The organism is Serratia sp. D1N4 (assembly GCF_054552755.1).
The window spans coordinates 3,751,367-3,773,435 of the sequence record NZ_CM137274.1; the positions used below are offsets into that span (position 1 = coordinate 3,751,367).

20 protein-coding genes, 1 tRNA gene and 1 other RNA gene are annotated in these 22,069 nt (G+C 51.9%); 1 reads left to right on the forward strand and 21 read right to left on the reverse strand.

Annotated elements, in window-relative coordinates; all coding sequences use genetic code 11:
- Nucleotides 1-15: 15 nt before the first annotated feature.
- The 21 genes from ACX1CU_RS16795 to sdhC form a co-directional block, all read right to left on the reverse strand.
- Nucleotides 16-137, reverse strand: a non-coding RNA gene (locus ACX1CU_RS16795) — RtT sRNA.
- Between the two features lie 16 nt (nucleotides 138-153).
- A tRNA-Lys gene (locus ACX1CU_RS16800) sits at nucleotides 154-229 on the reverse strand.
- Between the two features lie 370 nt (nucleotides 230-599).
- Nucleotides 600-1,388 (reverse strand): cell division protein CpoB, encoded by a 789-nt coding sequence (gene cpoB / locus ACX1CU_RS16805; RefSeq protein WP_459399401.1) that lies wholly within the window; start codon nucleotides 1,386-1,388, stop codon nucleotides 600-602.
- Between the two features lie 9 nt (nucleotides 1,389-1,397).
- Complete coding sequence (gene pal, locus ACX1CU_RS16810; RefSeq protein ID WP_459399402.1) at nucleotides 1,398-1,910, reverse strand: peptidoglycan-associated lipoprotein Pal; 513 nt, start codon at nucleotides 1,908-1,910, stop codon at nucleotides 1,398-1,400.
- Nucleotides 1,911-1,954: 44 nt separating this feature from the next.
- The gene (tolB, locus tag ACX1CU_RS16815; protein WP_459399403.1) at nucleotides 1,955-3,247 is read right to left on the reverse strand and encodes a Tol-Pal system beta propeller repeat protein TolB; all 1,293 of its coding nucleotides are present in this window, start codon (nucleotides 3,245-3,247) and stop codon (nucleotides 1,955-1,957) included.
- Between the two features lie 193 nt (nucleotides 3,248-3,440).
- Nucleotides 3,441-4,646, reverse strand: coding sequence for a cell envelope integrity protein TolA (gene tolA / locus ACX1CU_RS16820; RefSeq protein WP_459399404.1), 1,206 nt, complete (start codon nucleotides 4,644-4,646; stop codon nucleotides 3,441-3,443).
- A gap of 77 nt (nucleotides 4,647-4,723) precedes the next feature.
- On the reverse strand, nucleotides 4,724-5,152 hold the full coding sequence (gene tolR, locus ACX1CU_RS16825; protein ID WP_459399405.1) for a colicin uptake protein TolR: 429 nt from the start codon (nucleotides 5,150-5,152) through the stop codon (nucleotides 4,724-4,726).
- A 12-nt stretch (nucleotides 5,153-5,164) separates the two neighbouring features.
- A complete protein-coding gene (tolQ, locus tag ACX1CU_RS16830) occupies nucleotides 5,165-5,848 on the reverse strand; it encodes a Tol-Pal system protein TolQ (RefSeq protein ID WP_459399406.1) in 684 nt (227 codons plus the stop codon).
- Nucleotides 5,845-6,249, reverse strand: a complete 405-nt coding sequence (gene ybgC, locus ACX1CU_RS16835) for a tol-pal system-associated acyl-CoA thioesterase (RefSeq protein ID WP_076940895.1) — start codon at nucleotides 6,247-6,249, stop codon at nucleotides 5,845-5,847. The genes tolQ and ybgC overlap by 4 nt, the downstream gene beginning before the upstream one ends.
- Nucleotides 6,250-6,380: 131 nt before the next feature.
- On the reverse strand, nucleotides 6,381-6,677 hold the full coding sequence (gene ybgE, locus ACX1CU_RS16840) for a cyd operon protein YbgE (RefSeq protein WP_459399407.1): 297 nt from the start codon (nucleotides 6,675-6,677) through the stop codon (nucleotides 6,381-6,383).
- Nucleotides 6,677-6,790 carry a cytochrome bd-I oxidase subunit CydX gene (cydX, locus tag ACX1CU_RS16845; RefSeq protein WP_459399408.1) on the reverse strand — a complete coding sequence of 38 codons (114 nt, stop codon included), beginning with the start codon at nucleotides 6,788-6,790 and terminating at the stop codon, nucleotides 6,677-6,679. The genes ybgE and cydX overlap by 1 nt, the downstream gene beginning before the upstream one ends.
- A 17-nt stretch (nucleotides 6,791-6,807) precedes the next feature.
- A complete protein-coding gene (gene cydB, locus ACX1CU_RS16850) occupies nucleotides 6,808-7,947 on the reverse strand; it encodes a cytochrome d ubiquinol oxidase subunit II (RefSeq protein ID WP_459399409.1) in 1,140 nt (379 codons plus the stop codon).
- Between the two features lie 14 nt (nucleotides 7,948-7,961).
- Complete coding sequence (gene cydA, locus ACX1CU_RS16855) at nucleotides 7,962-9,530, reverse strand: cytochrome ubiquinol oxidase subunit I (protein WP_459399410.1); 1,569 nt, start codon at nucleotides 9,528-9,530, stop codon at nucleotides 7,962-7,964.
- A 778-nt stretch (nucleotides 9,531-10,308) separates the two neighbouring features.
- A complete protein-coding gene (gene sucD, locus ACX1CU_RS16860; RefSeq protein WP_459399411.1) occupies nucleotides 10,309-11,181 on the reverse strand; it encodes a succinate--CoA ligase subunit alpha in 873 nt (290 codons plus the stop codon).
- Nucleotides 11,181-12,347 (reverse strand): ADP-forming succinate--CoA ligase subunit beta, encoded by a 1,167-nt coding sequence (gene sucC / locus ACX1CU_RS16865; RefSeq protein ID WP_459399412.1) that lies wholly within the window; start codon nucleotides 12,345-12,347, stop codon nucleotides 11,181-11,183. Before sucC ends, sucD begins: the two co-directional genes overlap by 1 nt.
- Before the next feature lie 113 nt (nucleotides 12,348-12,460).
- Nucleotides 12,461-13,684 (reverse strand): 2-oxoglutarate dehydrogenase complex dihydrolipoyllysine-residue succinyltransferase, encoded by a 1,224-nt coding sequence (gene odhB / locus ACX1CU_RS16870; protein ID WP_459399413.1) that lies wholly within the window; start codon nucleotides 13,682-13,684, stop codon nucleotides 12,461-12,463.
- Between the two features lie 139 nt (nucleotides 13,685-13,823).
- Nucleotides 13,824-16,631: a 2-oxoglutarate dehydrogenase E1 component gene (gene sucA / locus ACX1CU_RS16875; protein WP_459399414.1), complete on the reverse strand. Its 2,808-nt coding sequence runs from the start codon at nucleotides 16,629-16,631 to the stop codon at nucleotides 13,824-13,826.
- A 278-nt stretch (nucleotides 16,632-16,909) separates the two neighbouring features.
- On the reverse strand, nucleotides 16,910-17,626 hold the full coding sequence (locus ACX1CU_RS16880; RefSeq protein ID WP_459399415.1) for a succinate dehydrogenase iron-sulfur subunit: 717 nt from the start codon (nucleotides 17,624-17,626) through the stop codon (nucleotides 16,910-16,912).
- A gap of 16 nt (nucleotides 17,627-17,642) precedes the next feature.
- The gene (gene sdhA, locus ACX1CU_RS16885) at nucleotides 17,643-19,409 is read right to left on the reverse strand and encodes a succinate dehydrogenase flavoprotein subunit (protein WP_459399416.1); all 1,767 of its coding nucleotides are present in this window, start codon (nucleotides 19,407-19,409) and stop codon (nucleotides 17,643-17,645) included.
- Nucleotides 19,410-19,757, reverse strand: a complete 348-nt coding sequence (sdhD, locus tag ACX1CU_RS16890; RefSeq protein WP_459399417.1) for a succinate dehydrogenase membrane anchor subunit — start codon at nucleotides 19,755-19,757, stop codon at nucleotides 19,410-19,412.
- Nucleotides 19,751-20,140: a succinate dehydrogenase cytochrome b556 subunit gene (gene sdhC, locus ACX1CU_RS16895; RefSeq protein WP_459399418.1), complete on the reverse strand. Its 390-nt coding sequence runs from the start codon at nucleotides 20,138-20,140 to the stop codon at nucleotides 19,751-19,753. The genes sdhD and sdhC overlap by 7 nt, the downstream gene beginning before the upstream one ends.
- A gap of 635 nt (nucleotides 20,141-20,775) precedes the next feature.
- Between sdhC and ACX1CU_RS16900 the strand changes: the two genes are divergently transcribed.
- Nucleotides 20,776-22,065 carry a citrate synthase gene (locus ACX1CU_RS16900; protein ID WP_459399419.1) on the forward strand — a complete coding sequence of 430 codons (1,290 nt, stop codon included), beginning with the start codon at nucleotides 20,776-20,778 and terminating at the stop codon, nucleotides 22,063-22,065.
- Nucleotides 22,066-22,069: the final 4 nt, after the last annotated feature.

Consider the following 22,069-nt stretch of genomic DNA (forward strand, 5'->3'; position numbering starts at 1 on the left):
CAATCCATCAAGAATTGGTGGGTCGTGCAGGATTACTCGGCTTCGCCTCGCCCTTCGGGCCATCGCTTGCGCGATGTTGTCTCGCTTCGCTCTACTCGAACCTTTACGGTTCTCATCCTTTACGATTCCACTTTTTACCAACTCATTAAGAATTGGTGGGTCGTGCAGGATTCGAACCTGCGACCAATTGATTAAAAGTCAACTGCTCTACCAACTGAGCTAACGACCCACTGTCGTGGTTTACTGCTGATTAATACAGAATGGAAAATCCGTATCGAAGAAAACTGGAGTGGCAAACAGGATTACTCAGCTTCACATCGCTTTACTTACTATCGCTTACGCGATGCTTTTTTGCTAATGCTCGGCTTGCACCTGCGGCCAATTGATTTGAAGTCAACTGCTCTACTTAACGGAGCTAACGACCCAATTTCCTTGCTGCTTTAACATCTTGCAAGATGTCTTGGCAACGGCGGCATATATTACTAATTTATCTTGGCAGCGCAACCTAAATTTTGGCGCAATAGGTTCAACTGCTTGTTCTTCACGCGAATGAGCCCAGAAATCGGTCAAAACGACTAAGTTCTGGGCTCAGTTTTTATTTACAGGCTGGCTGCGCGTTTCTTTGCCTGCTTGGCCGCATCGCTGGTTGGGTAGGATTTGATCACCTGCTGGTAAACGGCTTTGGCTTTATCAACCTGGCCTTTTTCCTGCATGATCACCCCAACTTTAAACATAGCGTCCGGTGATTTGGGTGACTTTGGAAAACTCTTCACCACCACCGCATAATAGTAAGCCGCATCTTCCTTCTTACCCTTGTTGTAGAACAACTGACCGAGCCAATAGTTGGCATTAGGTTGGTAAGTAGACTTTGGGTACTGCTTTATGAAAGCTTGGAAAGCGGAGATCGCCTGATCGTACTGTTTTTTTTCCAGCGCTAATGAAACAGCAGCATTGTAGTCGCTGTTTTCATCACCGGTACTCGCCGGTGTGGCAGCCGCAGGTGCAGTAGTAGCACTGTCAGCAGGCGCAGCTGCTGTGGCACCACCTGCTGCTGCATCCGTGGAATTCTGTGCGCCACCCTGGCTGAGACTATCCATCTGCTGATAGATCTGTTTCTGGCGTTCAACCACCTGATTCAACTGGTATTGGCTTTCCTGGATCTGCCCACGAAGAGTATCAATATCACGTTGATTGTCAGAGAGTTGTTGTTGGAGTTGATTTAAAAGCTGGCCCTGAGCATTACTGATACGCTCAAGAGAAGTGACACGGTCCTCGACCGAGCCAGAGCCGACATTACTGATTGGCGCTTGGGCAGTAGCGGCCCATGGGACCGCTACGCCAACCAGTAACGACAGACCCAACAGATGACGTCTGAAGTTACTGTTCATGCGATTCTCTTAGTAAACCAGAACGGCACGACGGTTTTTAGCCCAAGCCGCTTCGTCGTGGCCCAGTACTGCTGGTTTTTCTTTACCGTAAGAAACGATAGAGATCTGGTCAGCAGAAACGCCTTTACCTTGCAGGTACATTTTAACTGCGTTAGCACGACGCTCACCCAGAGCGATGTTGTACTCTGGCGTGCCGCGCTCATCCGCGTGGCCTTCAACGGTCACTTTATAGGACGGGTTGCTACGCAGGAATGCAGCATGCGCATCCAGCATCTGAGAGAACTCAGAGCTGATGTCGTATTTGTCCAGACCGAAGTAAACAATGTTGTTCCTCTGCAGTTCTTGCATCTGCAAACGAGCTTGTTCTTCAGAAGACAGGTTGCTGCTGCCATTTTCTGTACCCGTGCCAGCGCCGAGCATACCAGATTGGTCGTTGTTTGCGCTTTTGTTAGAACTACAGGCCGCCACAGCCAGAACTGGCAGTGCCAGCAGTAAAGCTTTCAGCACTTTGTTCAGTTGCATTTCTTTGATCCTTTTATAGTTTGCTATACATATTTACACATGCATCACAGATACGGCGACCAGGCAGGTGATTTGACCTGTCCATCGGTTGCCGGAAGACGCGCTTTGAAACGCCCATCAGTCGATACCAACTGCAGGACGGAGCCCATACCTTGCGTGGAGCTATAGATCACCATGGTACCGTTTGGTGCGATACTTGGTGTTTCATCCAGTTGTGTGTTCGTTAATACTTGAACCGCTCCCGAAGTAAGATCTTGTTTGGCGATATGCTGAGCACCACTATTGGAACTCACCATCACCAGGAACTTGCCATCCGGGCTCACATCAGAGTTCTGATTCTGAGCACCTTCCCAAGTCAGGCGTTGTGGAGCACCGCCGCTTGCGCTGATTTTATAAATCTGAGGACGCCCGCCCTGATCGGAGGTATACGCCAGAGATTGACCATCAGGGAACCAGCTAGGTTCGGTGTTGTTGCTGCGGCCATCGGTGATCTGGCTGATCTGGCCAGAACCCAGGTTCATCACATACAGATGCAGGCTACCGCTCTTGGAGAGAGCAAATGCCAGGCGACTGCCGTCTGGTGAGAATGCAGGAGCACCGTTATGGCGTGGGAAAGAAGCTACCTGTTGGATAGCACCGTTAGCCAGAGTCTGGATAACCAGCGCTGAACGGCCACTTTCAAAGGTTACATAAGCCAGTTTGCTACCATCTGGTGACCAGGCTGGTGACATTAATGGCTCTGGTGAGCGGTGCACTACGAACGTATTAAAACCATCATAGTCTGATACACGCACCTCATACGGGAATTGCCCACCGTTGGTCTGCACCACATAAGCGATACGGGTACGGAACGCACCTTTGATACCGGTCAGCTTTTCAAACACTTCATCACTGGCGGTATGGGCAGAATAACGTAACCATTGCTTGGTCACTTTATACTGGTTTTGTGCCAGAACGGTGCCCGGAGAACCTGAGGTATCCACCAGTTGGTAAGAGATCAGATAGCTGCCATCAGCACCAGGTTGCACCTGGCCGACAACGACGGCATCAATGCCCAGCGCAGTCCAAGCCTCTGGCGTCACTTCAGACGCAGTGCTCGGTTGCTGCGGCATACGTGCCACATCAATAGGGTTGAATTTGCCACTGTTGCGTAAATCTGCGCCAACAATCTGGCCAATATCTTCTGGAGGCGTGCCTGGACCCGCCCATTTAAATGGCACCACACCAATCGGGCGAGCAGAGTCGACCCCTTGGGTGATTTCAATGCGAACTTCCGCGTGCAGCACGGATGCCCACAGGACTAACAAACCTAACATTACTCGAAATGCCTGCTTCATCTCATCTCCCTTATCCAGGCGGGATGCCCGCGATAAATTAGCAGAATTTTAACAAACCAACGCAAACAAAACTACGTTTACCCAAAGAATCCAGAACTTTCAGCCAACAACGCTGCAAACTGAGAAACAATGGGTAAAAATCCCTGTTGGTTACCTTAGTACATCCTTGCGTTTTACTCAGTTATAACAACCATTACTGCGGTTTAAATTCTATAGTCGCATTCTTAACTTTCTGATAAACGGCATCACTTGGCGGCTTAGGAATACGCGCCTGCTTTGCTGCTGCAACAGCAGCCTGACACAAGGCCGGATCGCCCCCAGCTGGTTCCACGAAACTCAAGAAACCATCCGGTTGAAGCTTGATACGCAAATCACATGTCTTACCTTCAAAACCTGAAGAGTAGAACTTACTTTGGATGGCCGCCCTAATCTGACTTTCATAACCCGAGGAATCTACGCCGCGTTCCCCCGCATTCTTGGCATCACCCTCACCTTTTGCCTTGGCTGCGTCACCTTTAGTTTTGGCAGCACCGCCACCTTTCGGCGCGTTTTTACCATCCGCCAAATCACCAAACAAGTTGTCTACATCGGCAGCCTGCTTAGCCGCCTCTGCAGCCGCCTTCTTCTTGGCATCCGCTGCTTTCTTGGCTTCAGCAGCCTTCTCAGCCGCGGCGGCTTTTTTCGCTTCTTCTGCTGCCGCTTTCTTCTCGGCATCAGCAGCAGCTTTTTTCTCGGCGGCTTCAGCCGCTTTCTGTTCAGCTGCGGCGGCGGCCTCTTTCTTCGCCTCTTCCGCCTGCTTCTTGGCGGCAGCGGCGGCAGCAGCTTCTTTCTTGGCTTCCGCTTCTGCTTTTTTCTGTGCGTCTGCCTGGGCCTTGGCTATTTTATCTGCCTCGGCTTTGGCTTTTGCCGCTGCTTGTTCAGCCGCTTTCTGTTGTTCTTTAGCCTTAGCCGCTGCAACTTCAGCCGCTTTCTGCTGCTCAGCCGCCTGTTGTTGCTGTTCTGCTGCTTTCTTCTGCTGTTCTGACTGTGCTTTGGCATCCTGCGCCGCTTTTTCCTGCGCAGCCAAGCGTGCCTGTTCAAGCTCTTTCAAGCGCTGTTGTTCCGCAGCCTGTTTCTGCTGCAGTTCTTCTGCCTGCTGCTCCGCCTTCTTCTGACGTTGCTTTTCGGCACGTTGTGCATCGCTGCTCTGCTGCTGCTGGCGATTGTACTGCTCCACCACCGCCCCAGGATCGACCATCACTGCACCGACGACGGAACCGTCGCCGCCACCGCCGGCACTCATTTCGGCGTTCTCTTGCAGCGATCCCCAAATCAACAGGGCAATCAATATGATGTGCAGAACCACCGAAACAATAACGGCGCGGTTCAGCTTATCGTTTTGCTCAGTTGCCTTTACCAAAATAGAGTCCCAAAAACTGGTGCTTAAACGGGGTTTCTGCACCATCGGCAGAAACCGGGTTGCCTCTCACCTTACGGTCAGATTGGCTGGGTCATCAGCCCCACGGAAGCTACGCCCGCCTGATGGAGAATATTCAATGCCTTGATAATCTCATCATAGGGTACTTCCTTTGCCCCACCGATCAAGAAGACCGTCTTCGGATTAGCCGCCAAACGCGACCGCGCTTCAGCCGCAACCTGTTCAGGCGGCAACAGCTCCATGCGATTATGATCCACCACCAAGGTGTACTGGCCCACGCCGGAGACTTCTAGAATCACCGGCGGATTGTCGTCGCTGGACACCGTTTTGGAGTCCGTGGCGTCAGGCAAATCAACCTCAACGCTTTGGGTGATAATCGGTGCGGTTGCCATAAAAATCAGTAACAACACCAAAAGCACGTCCAACAGCGGAACAATATTGATTTCCGACTTCAGCTCACGACGGTTACGACCACGAACTTTCGCCATGCTACCTCCTACTTATTTGCTGTCGCTGGAGAAGGCCTGACGATGCAGAATAGCGGTGAACTCTTCCATAAAGTTGTCGTAATTCTGCTCAAGCTTGTTAACACGCTGGTTGAGGCGGTTGTAGGCCATAACGGCAGGGATCGCGGCAAACAGGCCAATCGCGGTGGCGATCAACGCTTCAGCGATACCCGGCGCCACCATCTGCAACGTGGCTTGTTTGACTGCGCCCAAGGCAATAAAGGCATGCATAATCCCCCACACGGTACCAAACAGGCCGATATACGGGCTGATGGAACCGACGGTGCCGAGGAAAGGAATGTGAGTTTCCAGAGTTTCCAGTTCACGATTCATCGAAATACGCATCGCACGTGACGCTCCTTCGATCACCGACTCCGGTGCATGACTATTAGCACGGTGCAAACGGGCAAACTCTTTAAAACCAGAATGGAAAATTTGTTCCGAGCCCATCAGGCTATCGCGGCGCGCCTGGCTTTCCTGATACAAACGGGAAAGCTCAATACCGGACCAGAACTTGTCTTCGAAGGCTTCGGCATCCCGCGTGGCCGCATTCAAAATGCGGGTGCGCTGGATGATAATCGCCCAAGAGGCAACTGAAAAGCCTATCAGAATCAACATGATAAGCTTAACCAGCAGGCTTGCCTTCAAGAATAAATCTAGGATGTTCATGTCAGTCACTGCTTAAACTCCGCGACAATAGACTTAGGAAGCGCTATCGGCTTCATTTGGTGTGGATCAATGCATGCAATCAACACATCGGCCTGACTCAAAAGAGTACCGTCAGAATTGACAATGCGTTGAGCAAACGTGAGAGAGGCCCCACGCATTGAGGTGATTTCACTCTGTACTTCCAGCAGATCATCGAGACGAGCTGGTAACAGATAATCCACCGTCATGCGCCGGACAGCAAAAGCGACATGTTCACTGAGCAGCTGCTGTTGATGAAAGTTATGCTGACGCAGCATCTCTGTGCGCGCTCTTTCGTAAAAGGCGACGTAGCGGGCATGGTAAACCACACCGCCGGCATCGGTGTCTTCGTAATAGACACGAACCGGCCATCGAAACAACGTATTACTCACGATACTTCCAAGCCAATGCAATTTAACGTTGCTACTATACGCAAGACGGATCGGGTTGGGAATGGGTTACAGGATGGGAATGAAAATAATTATGGGCCTGAATGGCCCATAACAAGCGGATATGCTGCAGATTATAAAGAAACGTAAAGTAATCCTGCGGCCAGGATCACAATTGCAGGTAATGGCGCAAAAAATGCACGCCAGAACATCTTCTGAGGCCGGAAACCGACACCGTGAACCATGCCCGCACACACCGCCCATATCAGCAGGATGCCCTGCCAAATCTCCAGCGAACTGGTGCGCGCCGCAAAACGGCTGGGATCCCAGAATATACATCCCGCTAAAATCAACGCCAGCGCCAATGAAAGGGCCCGAATCGGGCCCTTGTCAGTGATAGCGTACAGCCTATCAGTAAGCGATAAACTCATTACTTACTGTCTTGCTGTGCTTGCGAATCTTCAATGTGCTCAAGCGCCAGGGCCGTAATAATACCGAAGGCACAGGCAAGAAGCGTTCCGAGGATCCAGGCAAAATACCACATGGGTTAGCTCCTTTTGCTTAGTACAGTGAATGCTTGTTGTTTTCGATGAAATTCTTATCCAAGCGCCCAAACATTTTGTAGTACGACCAGCAGGTGTACGCCAGAACAATTGGCACGAAGATAATCGCCACAATAGTCATCACTTTCAACGTCAGCAGACTGGAAGTCGCATCCCACATGGTCAGGCTGACGTTAGGCATAGTGCTCGAAGGCATAACGAACGGGAACATGGTTACCCCGGCCGTCAAGATCACACAAGCAATTGTCAGCGATGAAGTCAGGAATGCCATAGCCCCTTTCTCCAAACGGGAGAACAGGATGGTGAACAATGGCAAGATCACGCCAAGCGCCGGTAACGCCCACAGAATCGGATACTTGTTGTAGTTGATCAGCCAGGCACCTGCCTGATGAGCCACTTCTTTACGCAACGGGTTGGATTCCGCCGCAGTATCCAGAACTGAGGTCACCACAAAGCCATCGATACCTTTCACCAGCCATACACCGGCCAGCAAGAAGCAGACGGCCATCACCAGAGTTGCAATCTGTGCCGCAGCACGTGAACGCAGGTGGAGCTCACCCGTGGTACGCATCTGCAGATAGGTTGCACCCTGGCTTACCAGCATCGTCAGGCTGACAATCCCAGCCAACAGCGCGAACGGGTTAAGCAGTTGGAAGAAGTTGCCAGTGTAGAACAGGCGCAGATATTCGTTAACGTGGAACGGAACCCCTTGCAGCAGGTTACCGAACGCCACACCGAATACCACGGCAGGCACGAAACTGCCGATAAAGATGCCCCAGTCCCACATGTTACGCCAGCGGCTGTTTTCCAGCTTCGAACGGTAGTCAAAACCGACCGGGCGGAAGAACAACGCTGCCAACACCAGGATCATGGCTATATAAAAGCCCGAGAACGCAGCGGCGTAAACCATCGGCCAAGCGGCAAACAGCGCGCCCCCGGCGGTGATCAGCCACACCTGGTTACCATCCCAGTGCGGGGCAATGGAGTTGATCATTATCCGGCGTTCAGTATCGTTTTTGGTGATGACAGGCATCAGGATACCGACGCCCATGTCAAAACCATCCGTGACTGCGAAGCCGATCAGCAATACGCCAACCAGAACCCACCAGATAAACCGTAGTACTTCATAATCAAACATAAGTGGACTCCTGTTTAGCGCGCTTCCTGCACGGTGGCAGTCGGTTGTTCAAAATGATAGCGGCCAGTTTTCAGGCTACTTGGACCCAGACGCGCAAACTTGAACATCAGGTACATTTCAGCCACCAGGAACAGGGTGTACAAGCCGCAAATCAGCCCCATCGAGAACAGTATATCGCCTACGGTCAACGAAGAGGTGGCGACTGCGGTTGGCAGTACCTCACCTATCGCCCACGGCTGACGACCATACTCTGCCACGAACCAGCCTGCTTCTACTGCAATCCAAGGTAATGGAATGCCGTACAGCGCTGCGCGATGCAGCCATTTCTTCTCACCGATACGGCCACGCAATACGCTCCAGAATGACATGCCGATAATGAACAGCATGATCACGCCACAGGCCACCATGATACGGAAGGCGAAATACAGCGGAGCAACGCGTGGAATCGAATCGTTGGTTGCCTGCTGAATCTGCGCTTCTGTCGCGTCGGTAACGTTTTCGGTATAACGTTTCAGCAACAGACCATAGCCCAAATCCTGCTTGATGTTATTGAATTCAGCACGTACTGCCGGATCGGTATTGCCGCCACGCAGGCTTTCCAGCAACTGGTATGCTTTCATACCGTTACGGATACGAACCTGGTGCTGAACCATCAAATCCCGCAAGCCGATAACCGGGGTATCAATGGAACGGGTAGCAATCAGGCCGAGCGCCCATGGGATCTGAATAGCAAAGGAGTTTTCCATTCGCTCCTGATTCGGAATACCGAACAGAGTAAATGCCGCCGGTGCCGGTTGAGTATCCCATTCGGCTTCAATAGCAGCCAGTTTGGTTCTCTGCACGTCACCCATTTCGTAGCCAGATTCATCACCCAGTACGATAACGGAAAGGATCGCAGCCATACCAAAGCTGGCAGCAATGGCAAAGGAGCGTTTAGCAAACGCAATATCGCGACCTTTCAGCAGATAGTAAGAGCTGATCCCCAGAATGAACATGGCACCCGTGGTGTAACCTGAAGCCACGGTGTGAACAAACTTCACCTGTGCAACCGGGTTGAGTACCAGTTGGGAGAAGCTGACCATCTCCATACGCATGGTTTCGAAGTTGAAATCAGAAGCGATCGGGTTCTGCATCCAGCCGTTGGCAACCAGGATCCACAGAGCGGACAGGTTTGAACCAAGAGCCACAAACCAGGTTACCGTCAGGTGCTGTACTTTGCTCAGACGATCCCAGCCGAAGAAGAACAGGCCGACCAGCGTTGATTCCAGGAAGAACGCCATCAGACCTTCGATGGCCAGAGGGGCCCCGAAGATATCACCGACGTAGTGAGAGAAGTATGACCAGTTAGTCCCGAACTGGAACTCCATGGTCAAACCAGTGGCCACACCCAGAGCAAAGTTAATTGCAAATAACTTGCCCCAGAATTTGGTCATATCTTTATAAATTTGTTTGCCAGACAGCACATATACCGTTTCCATAATTGCTAACAAAAACGCCATACCTAGCGTTAATGGAACAAATAGAAAATGGTACATCGCCGTTAAGGCAAACTGTAAGCGCGACAGTTCGACAATATCAAACATCTTGACTCCTTGCTCCTGGCAGGAAGACTCCGACTTGCGGCTATCGGTACGACTCCGTAAAGAGTAACCGGTAACGCCCCGCAGTGAATGCCCTTAAAAACAACAAATTTGATCCAGCCTCTCTGCTTTCAATCGCACATTCACAGCCTGACCACAGTGGCCGGGAGCAAAACGCACCTATGAAAACCGACAGCAGGTAACAAATGCAACAAGATCAACCATCCCTAATTACACAATGGCATGATACTCGCCAAATCCCATACAATAAATAGGTTTTTACGTGACATGGCTTAGACTTTTGGCGACAGGTCAAAAAGAAGCCAAAAGAGGTATTCCAGCTTATTTTGATCTAGAACAATTTAAGCCTATCCGCATATTATTTCCAGGTTCTATTACATGTTTTCGCGTAATTTTCCTGGAGGCATGTTGCATTATAGTTTAATTGTTTTTTATTGATATTTTTGTGTTAAATAAATGTAATTTAAAATAACCACGATTGTATTGAGTGAAGATTTTCATTCGAAATATATTAACTTTTTATTTTCAATAAATAATTGCAGTGAGTTAACTCACAAATCAGCTTCAGGTTAATTAGTCTGAGACTGTGTTGAGAGGTGGATCGCAAATCCCACAAATACATAGTTTTAGCGACAGAAAAGGTCCCGATTAACGTCAAGAACCTCATTTTTGAGTACGTCATGAGCGATAACTCAAGGGATGAAAAAGGCCACCCAAAGGGTGGCCAAACATGTCGAGATACTATTCTTATCGTGAAATATCAGCGATTCAATACGGCTTTCACTGCGTCACCGATGTCAGCCAGGCTGCGCACGGTTTTGACCCCTGCCGCTTCCAGCGCCGCGAACTTCTCATCCGCAGTGCCTTTACCGCCAGCAATGATGGCACCCGCATGGCCCATACGCTTGCCTTTAGGCGCGGTAACACCGGCGATGTAACCGACAACCGGCTTGGTCACGTGATCTTTGATATAAGCAGCCGCTTCTTCTTCAGCGCTACCGCCGATCTCGCCGATCATCACAATCGCTTCAGTCTGCGGATCTTGCTGGAACATCTTCAGAATGTCGATAAAGTTGGAACCTGGGATCGGGTCACCACCAATACCTACGCAGGTTGATTGGCCCAGACCCGCATCAGTAGTTTGCTTCACCGCTTCATAGGTCAGTGTACCTGAGCGGGAAACGATACCCACTTTGCCTGGCAGATGGATATGGCCCGGCATGATACCGATTTTGCATGCACCCGGGGTGATCACGCCTGGGCAGTTAGGGCCGATCATGCGTACACCGGCTTCATCCAGCTTCACTTTCACCGTCAGCATATCCAGCGTTGGGATACCTTCAGTAATGGTGATGATCAGCTTAATGCCTGCATCGATCGCTTCCAGAATAGAGTCTTTGCAGAACGGGGCTGGAACATAGATCACCGAGGCCGTTGCACCGGTCGCTTCAACCGCTTCACGCACGGTGTTGAACACCGGCAAACCCAGATGCACGGTACCGCCTTTACCCGGCGTCACACCGCCGACCATTTTAGTGCCGTAGGCGATAGCCTGTTCGGAGTGGAAGGACCCTTGGCTACCAGTGAAACCCTGGCAAATGACTTTGGTGTTCTTATCAATTAAAATGGACATTATTTACCCTCCACTGCCGCAACAACTTGCTGAGCCGCATCAGTCAGGCTGGTCGCAGCAATGATATTCAGGCCGCTGTCCGCCAGTTTCTTGGCGCCCAGTTCGGCATTGTTCCCTTCCAGACGCACCACTACCGGGACGTTAACCCCAACTTCAGCAACGGCGCCAATGATACCGTCGGCGATCAGGTCGCAACGCACGATACCACCGAAAATATTAACCAGAACCGCTTTCACTTTGTCGTCAGACAGAATGATTTTAAACGCTTCGGTTACGCGCTCTTTAGTCGCACCACCGCCCACGTCCAGGAAGTTGGCAGGTTCACCACCGTGCAGTTTTACGATGTCCATGGTACCCATGGCCAAACCGGCACCGTTCACCATGCAACCGATGTTACCGTCGAGGGCAACATAGTTAAGCTCCCACTGAGCCGCACGGGATTCACGCTCATCTTCCTGAGAGGGATCGCGCATTTCACGCAATTCAGGCTGGCGGAATAACGCGTTACCATCAGCACCCAGTTTGCCATCCAGGCAGATCAAATCACCCTGCTTGGTGATCACCAGCGGGTTGATCTCAACCATCGCTAGATCGCGCTCCAGGAACAGTGTTGCCAATCCCATGAAGATCTTGGCGAACTGGCTGACTTGCTTACCGGTCAGACCGAGTTTGAACGCCAGTTCACGGCCCTGGTAAGGCTGTGGCCCTGCCAGTGGATCGATGGTCATTTTGTGGATCAGTTCCGGCGTTTCTTCCGCAACTTTCTCAATCTCAACGCCACCTTCTGTAGAAGCCATAAACACCACGCGACGGCTTGCGCGATCAACCACGGCACCCAGATACAATTCTTTGTCGATATCAGTTGCCGCTTCCACCAAGATCTGGTGAACCGGCTGACCCAGCGCATCCGTCTGGTAAGTCACCAGACGCTTGCCCAACCAGGCTTCAGCAAATGCACGAATGTCTTCTTTGCTGTTAACAACTTTAACGCCGCCAGCTTTACCGCGGCCGCCAGCATGAACCTGACATTTCACCACCCACGGGCCGGAGCCGATTTTAGATGCGGCTTCTTCTGCTTCACGCGGTGTGGTACAGGCGTAACCGGTTGGTGCCGGCATGCCATACCGAGCAAACAGTTGTTTTGCCTGATATTCGTGTAAATTCATGATGTTCTATCCATTCAGGTCTGAAAAGTTTTAGCCTGTCATCTTCAAGCGATCTAAGCGCAGGCCACATAGCACAGAGTGTGGGTGCGGTAATTACCGCACCCTGGCAGGAATTAAACGTCTAACAGCAGGCGAGCGGGATCTTCCAGCATCTCTTTGACCGTCACCAGATAACCCACGGACTCGCGGCCATCAATCAAGCGGTGATCGTAAGACAGTGCCAGATACATCATCGGCTGAATCACAACCTGACCATTAACCGCCATCGGGCGATCTTTGATGGCGTGCATGCCCAGGATGGCGCTCTGCGGTGGGTTGATGATCGGGGTAGACATCAGTGAACCGAATACGCCACCGTTGGTAATGGTAAAGTTACCGCCGGTCAGCTCTTCCACGGTCAATTTACCGTCACGGCCTTTAAGCGCCAGCTCTTTGATTCTCTTCTCGATGTCCGCCATGCTCATGGTGTCAACATCGCGCAGCACTGGAGTCACCAGACCACGTGGGGTAGATACCGCAATGCTGATGTCGAAGTAGTTGTGGTAAACCACATCGGTACCATCGATAGAAGCATTCACCTCAGGGAAGCGTTTCAGAGCCTCGACTACCGCTTTGATGTAGAAGGACATAAAGCCCAAGCGTACACCATGGCGTTTTTCGAAAGCTTCGCCGTATTGCTTACGCAGATCCATGATCGGCTGCATGTTGATTTCGTTGAAGGTGGTCAGCATTGCGGTGCTGTTCTTCGCTTCCAACAGGCGCTCGGCCACACGTTTACGCAGGCGAGTCATCGGCACACGTTTCTCACTGCGGCTGCTCAGAGCAGGCTGCGGTGCCGCTTCTGGCGCAGAAACGGCAGCAGGTTTATCTGCCTTCTTACTGCCAGCCAGGTGTGCTTCCACGTCTTCACGAGTGATACGGCCACCCACACCACTGCCTTTGATCGCCGCCGCATCAAGCTCATGCTCAGCAATCAGGCGGCGGATCGCCGGGCTGAGTGTGTCGTTGTTTTCTTCTTCCAGGCTAGCGGTGGCGCGCTGTGCCGGGGTAGCTTCTTTGCTCTGCGTTTTCTCTTCGGTCGGTTTACCAGAGCTATCGCCTGGGCGGATACGGCCGATTATCTGGCGGGAGGTTACGGTTGCGCCCTCATCTTCCAGAATCGCATCGAGGATCCCCGCTTCGCTGGCTGGTACTTCCAACACCACTTTGTCGGTTTCGATCTCAACCAGAACTTCATCACGGTTTACCACATCACCTGGTTTTTTATGCCAAGTGGCCACGGCCGCATCAGCAACCGATTCAGGAAGGTCAGGAACCAGAATATCTACGCTACTCATTAAGCTTTCCCTTAAGTTTTTACCCTTCATCTTTCAAGCTGTCGCGGGGTTGGCTGTTCTCTCTCCCCAGCCACTTATGTTCGAAGCGCCTGGGGAGTCATTCAGTTACCGCCTTGCTACACCCTGAAATCTAGGGATACTAATCAATATTCAACGCGTCATTCACCAGAGCCTGCTGCTGCTTCTGGTGTACGGACAGATAGCCAACCGCCGGAGAGGCGGAGGCCGGGCGTCCGGCGTAACGCAAAGAAGCCCCAAATGGGATCACTTCACGGAAGTTATGCTGGCTGCAATACCAAGCGCCCTGGTTCAGCGGCTCTTCCTGACACCAGACGAAATCATGCACATGGGCATACTGCTCCAGCACCGCCTGAACTGCCTGATGCGGGAATGGATACAGCTGCTCAATACGTACGATCGCGACGTCTTTCTGGTCATTCTTGCGGCGCTGTTCCAGCAGATCGTAATAAACCTTACCGGAACACAGCACTACGCGTTTCACCGCCTGCGGATCCAGTTCGTCGATTTCACCGATAGCCGGTTGGAAAGTGCCGTTCGCCAGTTCTTCCAGAGAAGAAGTCGCCAGCGGATGACGCAGCAGAGACTTAGGCGACATCACTACCAACGGACGGCGCATACCACGCAACGCCTGACGGCGCAGCATATGGTAGACCTGTGCAGGCGTGGACGGGATGCATACCTGCATATTCTGCTCGGCACACAGTTGCAAATAACGCTCCAGGCGCGCAGAGGAGTGCTCTGGCCCTTGGCCTTCGTAACCGTGTGGTAGCAGCATCACCAGGCCACACATCCGGCCCCATTTCTGCTCACCAGAACTGATGAACTGGTCGATTACCACCTGCGCACCGTTGGCGAAGTCGCCGAATTGTGCTTCCCAGATGGTCAGGGTACGTGGCTCAGCAGTGGCATAGCCGTATTCGAACGCCAAAACAGCTTCTTCAGACAGTACGGAGTCCCAAACTTTGAACTCACCCTGCCCGCTGTGAATGTTAGCCAATGGAACATAAACTGAACCATTTTTCTGGTTGTGCACCACAGCATGGCGATGGAAGAAGGTGCCACGCCCCGCATCTTCACCAGAGATACGGATTGGGATGCCTTCGTCTGCCATCGTAGCATAAGCCAGCGTTTCAGCCGCGCCCCAGTCGAATGCTTTATTACCCGCAGCCATCTCGGCACGATCACCGTAGATTTTCGCTACGCGTGACTGCATCTCAATCGCTTCAGGTACGGTACTGATACGCCGTGCCAGTTCCTGCAGGCGCTTCATATCAACCTTGCTTGGGTACTCTTCGTCCCACTCATGGTTCAGATACGGTGACCAGGTAAAGGAGTGCAGGTTCATCGGACGCCATTCTTCAACCACACAATCACCACGATCGAGTGCATCGCGATACAGGTTGACCATTTCCGTGGCATCTTCCAGGCTGGCAATGTTCTGACCAGTCAGAACGTCAGCGTAAATCTTGCGTGGCGTAGGGTGTTTTTTGATCTTCTGGTACATCACTGGCTGGGTTGCACTTGGCTCATCGGCCTCGTTATGCCCATGGCGACGGTAACAGACCAGATCGATCATAACGTCACGTTTGAAGGTGTTACGGAAATCCAACGCCAGGCGGGTAACAAACGCCACGGCTTCTGGATCGTCAGCATTCACATGGAAGATCGGTGCCTGTACCATCTTGGCAATATCGGTACAGTATTGGGTAGAACGTGCATCCAACGGATTGGAAGTAGTGAAACCAACCTGGTTGTTAATGACGATACGTACCGTACCACCGACTTCATAGCCACGTGCCTGAGACATGTTCAGGGTTTCCTGAACTACACCCTGGCCGGTAATGGCGGCATCACCGTGAATGGTGATTGGCAGCACCATATTGCTGCGCGCTTCGTCCAGACGATCGCGACGGGCACGCACAGAGCCCATCACTACCGGGCTGACTATCTCCAGATGTGATGGGTTGAATGCCAGCGCCAAGTGAACCATGCCGCCTTCCGTTTCAACATCAGAAGAGAAGCCTTGGTGATATTTCACGTCACCGGTGCCCAGATGTTCTTTATGCTTACCGGCAAACTCGTCGAACAGATCGGCGGGTTTTTTACCCAGCACGTTGATCAGCACGTTCAGACGGCCACGGTGGGCCATGCCCAGCACCACTTCACGGGTACCGTTTTTACCTGCATGACGAATCATCTCTTTCAGCATTGGCACCAATGCATCGCCACCTTCCAGCGAGAAGCGTTTCGCCCCTGGGAATTTAGCACCGAGATAACGTTCCAGCCCTTCGGCTGCCGTCAGTTCGCTCAAGAAGCAGCGCTTCTCGTCTACGGTGAAACTGGCCTGCCCCACTACCGATTCAATGCGCTGTTGGATCCAGCGTTTTTCTTCGGTATTGGTAATGTGCATATACTCTGCACCGATAGAACCACAATAAGTCTGCTTCAGCGCGCTATACAGATCGCCTAACTTCATGGTTTCTTTACCAATGGCAAAAGAACCCACGTTGAAGGTTTCCTGGAAGTCGGCTTCACTCAGGTTGTGATAGGCAAGACCAAGATCGGGAACACGTTCCTGTTTCCACAGGCCGAGTGGATCGAGGTTTGCATGCTGATGCCCGCGGAAACGGAAGGCGTTGATCAGTTGCAATACCTTGACCTGTTTGGCATCGGTTTCAGGATCGTTAATGGTGGTGTTGTAACGCGCAGAATCTTTCGCCAGGCGGCGGAAGTAATCTCGCGTTTGGGAGTGGAGCTGATCGGGTTTAACACCCGTGGTTGGTAGCTGTTGAAAAATGGAACGCCAGCTATCTTCAACGGAACTCGGATCGGTTAAAAAGTCTTCATAGAGCTGCTCTATGTAGGACTGGTTCGCGCCCGCCAGATAGGAGGAATCCAGCCAGGCCTTCATTGCGCCGTTCTGCATTATGATCCCTTAAGCTTTAAAGCTTCAGTTTTCGCCGTGGTTAACATAATTACCGTGATGGTACGGTTTGCCGTAAAAACGGTTCACTCGACGTGCTTATAACCTGATACAGCTTAAATGCACGTTCTGTTTTGGACCTTGCGGCCCCTTACAAGGAACCTCTAAAAACCGGCGGGACTAGCCTGACTGCCTAAAACGACAATCACCCATCAGTTTTTAGAGGCTCCCTCTCTTAGAATGTGCGCCGGAAAAGTGCCCGGCGCAGCATCTCATTCCGTTTATGCGCCGCGTTGCAGCAACATAGACTTGATATGACCGATAGCACGCGTCGGATTCAAGCTCTTAGGACATACACTGACACAATTCATAATGCTATGGCAGCGGAAAACACTGAAAGCATCGTTCAGATCATCCAAACGTGCTTCAGTTTCCGTATCACGGCTGTCGATCAGGAAGCGGTACGCTGCCAACAGACCTGCCGGGCCAACAAACTTGTCAGGATTCCACCAGAACGATGGGCAAGAGGTTGAGCAACAGGCGCACAGGATACATTCGTACAAACCATCCAGCTTAGCCCGCTGATCTGGCGACTGCAGGTGCTCGCGCGCCGGCGGATTCTTACCGTCGTTCAACAAGAACGGCTTAATTTTTTCATATTGGGCATAGAACTGCCCCATATCCACCACCAGATCGCGCACTACCGGTAACCCTGGCAATGGGCGGATCACAATCTTGTTGTTGCCTTTGCGCAGCGACGAGATCGGCGTGATGCAGGCCAGGCCATTTTTACCGTTCATGTTGATACCGTCTGAACCGCATACCCCTTCACGACAGGAGCGGCGGAACGACAGGGTCGGATCTTTTTCCTTTAGTTGGATTAACGCATCCAACAGCATCATGTCTCGGCCTTCTTCCGCTTCCAGGGTGTAATCCTGCATATGCGGGGCGTCGTCGACATCCGGATTATAGCGATAGATAGAAAATTCGAGTTTCATCAATCAGGCTCCGCAATTAGTAAGAACGCACTTTCGGCGGGAATGCCGCGCGCAGTTTCGGCTGCATATTCACTTCACGACGCGTCATGCTTTCCGATTGCGGCAGATACAGCGAATGGCACAGCCAGTTGGCATCATCACGATCCGGGAAGTCGAAGCGGCTGTGTGCGCCACGGCTCTCAGTGCGGAAGTTGGCCGACACGGCGGTGGAATACGCAGTCTCCATCAGGTTATCCAACTCCAGGCATTCGATACGCTGGGTGTTGAATTCGCTGGAGGTATCATCCAAGCGTGCATTCTTCAAACGTTCACGGATTACCTTCAGCTCTTCCAACCCTTTGGCCATTGCATCGCCTTCACGGAACACCGAGAAGTTGTTCTGCATGCAGGATTGCAGTGCTTTACGGATTTCAACCGGGTCTTCACCTGAACGGGTGTTATTCCAGCGGTTTAGGCGTTCCAACGAAGCTTCTACGTCAGAATCGCTGGCGTCACGGCTTTCACCCTGCTCTATCAGTGACTCCTGCAAATGCATGCCAGCAGCACGGCCAAACACCACCAGATCCAGCAGCGAGTTGCCGCCCAGACGGTTAGCCCCATGTACCGATACGCAGGCAATTTCACCGACGGCGAACAACCCTGGAATGACTACGTCTTCGCCTTTTTCGTTCACGGTTAATGCCTGGCCGGTCACTTTGGTCGGGATACCGCCCATCATATAGTGACAGGTTGGGATAACCGGGATCGGCTCTTTCACCGGATCGACGTGAGCAAAGGTACGAGACAGTTCCAAAATACCCGGCAGACGGGATTCCAGCACCTCTTTGCCCAAGTGATCCAGCTTCAGTTTGGCATGTGGGCCCCATGGACCATCGCAGCCACGGCCTTCGCGGATCTCAATCATGATCGAACGGGCAACCACATCGCGGCCAGCCAGGTCTTTGGCGTTAGGCGCATAGCGCTCCATGAAACGCTCGCCATGCTTGTTCAGCAGATAGCCGCCTTCGCCGCGACAACCTTCCGTCACTAGGACACCCGCACCGGCGATACCGGTCGGATGGAACTGCCACATTTCCATATCCTGTACAGGCACGCCAGCACGCAATGCCATACCGACACCGTCACCGGTGTTGATGTGCGCATTGGTGGTTGACTGATAAATACGGCCCGCGCCGCCGGTAGCCAATATGGTCGCTTTGGCCTTGAAGTACACCACCTCACCGGTTTCGATGCAGATAGCGGTAGTACCAACCACCGCACCATCCTGGTTTTTCACCAGATCCAGCGCATACCACTCAGAGAAGATGGTGGTGTGGTTCTTCAGGTTCTGCTGATACAGGGTATGCAGCAAGGCGTGGCCGGTACGGTCCGCAGCAGCTGCGGTACGTGCTGCCTGTTCACCACCAAAATTCAGTGACTGGCCGCCGAATGGGCGCTGATAAATACGGCCATCGTCCAGACGGGAAAACGGCAGGCCCATGTGTTCCAGTTCCAGAATCGCTTCCGGGCCAGTTTTACACATATACTCGATGGCATCTTGGTCACCGATGTAGTCGGAACCTTTCACCGTATCGTACATGTGCCATTCCCAGTTATCTTCGTGATTGTTGCCCAAGGCTACGGTGATGCCACCTTGTGCGGACACGGTATGGGAACGGGTCGGGAATACTTTAGACAGCAGGGCACAAGTTGAGCCCGCTTGGGAAATCTGCAATGCGGCACGCATGCCTGCGCCACCAGCACCGATAACAACTGCATCAAACTCTCTGATCGGCAGTTTCATTTAAGCACCCCACACTACGATTGTTCCGTACAGTAAATAGACCAGCAACGCGACGACGATCGCCAGTTGCAGCACCAGGCGCAACGCCAGTGGCTTGATATAGTCCGTCAGCACCTGCCACATCCCAACCCAGGCGTGAACCAGGATCGACAGCAACGTCAGCAAGGTGAATACTTTCGTAATAGAGGAGGCGAAGAAACCGCGCCATATTTCATAGGTGATATCCGGAGCGGTGACGACAAAGCCCAAGATATACAGAACGTACAGGGTAATGATGATCGCGGAAGCACGCAGCAACAACCAATCGTGCACGCCGTTACGCCCTAATGCAGAAACGTTGCTTACCATACGAGGACTCCAGCCAGAATTGACAGCACGGCGGTCAGACCGAACGCCACTTGGGCAGAACGGGTACCTGCGGCTAAACTCTCTTCGATATAGCCAAAATCCATTAACAAGTGACGAATGCCACCGCAAATGTGATAGGCCAGCGCAGTGAGGATCCCCCAGAAGATAAATTTCACGAAGAAGCTATTCATGATGGAGGCGGCGTGCAGGAAGCCCTCTTGAGAAGAGAGAGACAAGCCCAACAGCCAGAGAAGAATGCCCACGGCAACGAAGGTAATTACGCCAGAGACTCGGTGTAAGATGGACGCTATCGCAGTTACGGGAAACCGGATCGTTTGCAGATCCAGGTTGACAGGTCTTTGTTTTTTCACGGTTTTGCCCACACAGCTCTTATTATTTTCCTTCCTCCGGGCCTGGGTGGGGATCAGACAGCGTTAAGAGCCAAAACCCTTACACGTCACGCGCTCAAACATCGACTTCCACTGTGCTTAAACGGCGCGTAGTTATAACGCTGGGTGCTCCTACTTCAGGGTAATCCGGAGACCTGGCGGCAGTATAGGAGGATCACATTCTTATTACAATTCCCATACAATCCCTTTGGGGACATTTCCCTCGAACAGTGATTCAGATCACGATTTTCACATTTCATACTAAATTAATTATCTGATTTGACAAGAGATCAACATTTCCATTACAAATAGGGTAGCAATCAACCCTATGATGGGCTACCGCTCAACAGATACACTTCCCCCTATGCTTAAGTTATGCAACAGTGTGTCTGGCTAGCATTCCAAACATGTCGTAGGTAATGATTAATAGAAAATAACGAATCCCGAAGAATCGTTAATAACTGGTAAGCCATCTCGCTCGCCGGGTTAGCACTCTGTACCCAACCCGCGCATTTGCGCAGTCGCTCACAGAGTTAGCGTTCGCACCATTTTATTGCGGGCAACCTGCCGAGATTTAAGGTATTTCAGTTGTTAGAGGTTTTTAAAATAAGGCGCTAAGGAGACTGTAAATGACTGATAAGAAAGCGACGCTAAGTATCAACAATGGCGAAGCTACGATCGAACTGGGCGTACTCACCCCAACACTAGGCCCCGATGTCCTTGACGTGCGCACCTTGGGTTCCAAGGGTTATTTCACATTTGATCCCGGCTTTACTTCTACCGCATCCTGCGAATCCAAGATCACCTTTATCGATGGTGATAAAGGCATTCTGTTGCACCGCGGCTTCCCAATCGAGCAGTTGGCAAAAGAGTCTTCTTATCTGGAAGTGTGCTACATCCTGCTGTACGGCGAAGCCCCAACCAAAGAAGAGTTTGAGACCTTCAAAACCACCGTTACCCGCCACACCATGATCCACGATCAGATTACCCATCTGTTCCGCGGTTTCCGCCGTGATTCACACCCAATGGCGGTATTATGCGGCGTAACTGGCGCACTGGCGGCGTTCTATCACGATGCGCTGGACGTTAACAACGAGCGTCACCGTGAAATTACCGCCTTCCGCCTGCTGTCCAAAATGCCGACCGTAGCGGCCATGTGTTACAAATACTCTATCGGCCAACCTTTCGTTTATCCGCGTAACGATCTCTCTTACGCCGGTAACTTCCTGCGCATGATGTTTGCCACGCCGTGCGAAGAGTACGTGGTGAACCCGGTGCTGGAACGCGCGATGGATCGTATTCTGATCCTGCATGCTGACCACGAGCAGAACGCGTCAACCTCTACCGTGCGTACCGCCGGTTCTTCCGGCGCTAACCCGTTTGCCTGCATCGCGGCCGGTATCGCCTCCCTGTGGGGGCCAGCGCACGGCGGCGCTAACGAAGCCGCACTGAAGATGCTGGAAGAGATCAAAACGGTTGAGCACATTCCAGAGTTTATCAAGCGCGCCAAAGACAAGAACGATTCGTTCCGTCTGATGGGCTTTGGTCACCGCGTGTATAAAAACTACGATCCGCGCGCTACCGTGATGCGTGAAACCTGTCATGAAGTGCTGAAAGAACTGAACAAGAAAGACGACAACCTGCTGGAAGTGGCGATGGAGCTGGAACACATCGCGCTGAACGACCCGTACTTTATTGAGAAGAAACTGTATCCGAACGTCGACTTCTACTCTGGTATCATCCTGAAAGCCATGGGTATTCCGTCTTCCATGTTCACCGTTATCTTCGCTATTGCCCGTACCATCGGCTGGATCGCACACTGGAACGAAATGCACGACGAAGGCATCAAGATTGCCCGCCCACGTCAGTTGTATACCGGTTATGCCGAACGTGATTTCAAATCGCAGAACAATAAATAAGCTG

Excerpts from the sequence above, each read along its gene's own strand:
- odhB (WP_459399413.1), bottom strand. The coding sequence starts at position 13,684 with ATGAGTAGCGTAGATATTCTGGTTCCTGACCTTCCTGAATCGGTTGCT.
- sucA (WP_459399414.1), bottom strand. The coding sequence starts at position 16,631 with ATGCAGAACGGCGCAATGAAGGCCTGGCTGGATTCCTCCTATCTGGCG.
- pal (WP_459399402.1), bottom strand. The coding sequence starts at position 1,910 with ATGCAACTGAACAAAGTGCTGAAAGCTTTACTGCTGGCACTGCCAGTT.
- sdhD (WP_459399417.1), bottom strand. The coding sequence starts at position 19,757 with ATGGTAAGCAACGTTTCTGCATTAGGGCGTAACGGCGTGCACGATTGG.
- sdhA (WP_459399416.1), bottom strand. The coding sequence starts at position 19,409 with ATGAAACTGCCGATCAGAGAGTTTGATGCAGTTGTTATCGGTGCTGGT.
- cpoB (WP_459399401.1), bottom strand. The coding sequence starts at position 1,388 with ATGAACAGTAACTTCAGACGTCATCTGTTGGGTCTGTCGTTACTGGTT.
- ACX1CU_RS16900 (WP_459399419.1), top strand. The coding sequence starts at position 20,776 with ATGACTGATAAGAAAGCGACGCTAAGTATCAACAATGGCGAAGCTACG.
- sucD (WP_459399411.1), bottom strand. The coding sequence starts at position 11,181 with ATGTCCATTTTAATTGATAAGAACACCAAAGTCATTTGCCAGGGTTTC.
- ybgE (WP_459399407.1), bottom strand. The coding sequence starts at position 6,677 with ATGAGTTTATCGCTTACTGATAGGCTGTACGCTATCACTGACAAGGGC.
- cydB (WP_459399409.1), bottom strand. The coding sequence starts at position 7,947 with ATGTTTGATTATGAAGTACTACGGTTTATCTGGTGGGTTCTGGTTGGC.
- ACX1CU_RS16880 (WP_459399415.1), bottom strand. The coding sequence starts at position 17,626 with ATGAAACTCGAATTTTCTATCTATCGCTATAATCCGGATGTCGACGAC.
- cydA (WP_459399410.1), bottom strand. The coding sequence starts at position 9,530 with ATGTTTGATATTGTCGAACTGTCGCGCTTACAGTTTGCCTTAACGGCG.
- cydX (WP_459399408.1), bottom strand. The coding sequence starts at position 6,790 with ATGTGGTATTTTGCCTGGATCCTCGGAACGCTTCTTGCCTGTGCCTTC.
- tolR (WP_459399405.1), bottom strand. The coding sequence starts at position 5,152 with ATGGCGAAAGTTCGTGGTCGTAACCGTCGTGAGCTGAAGTCGGAAATC.
- tolB (WP_459399403.1), bottom strand. The coding sequence starts at position 3,247 with ATGAAGCAGGCATTTCGAGTAATGTTAGGTTTGTTAGTCCTGTGGGCA.
- sucC (WP_459399412.1), bottom strand. The coding sequence starts at position 12,347 with ATGAATTTACACGAATATCAGGCAAAACAACTGTTTGCTCGGTATGGC.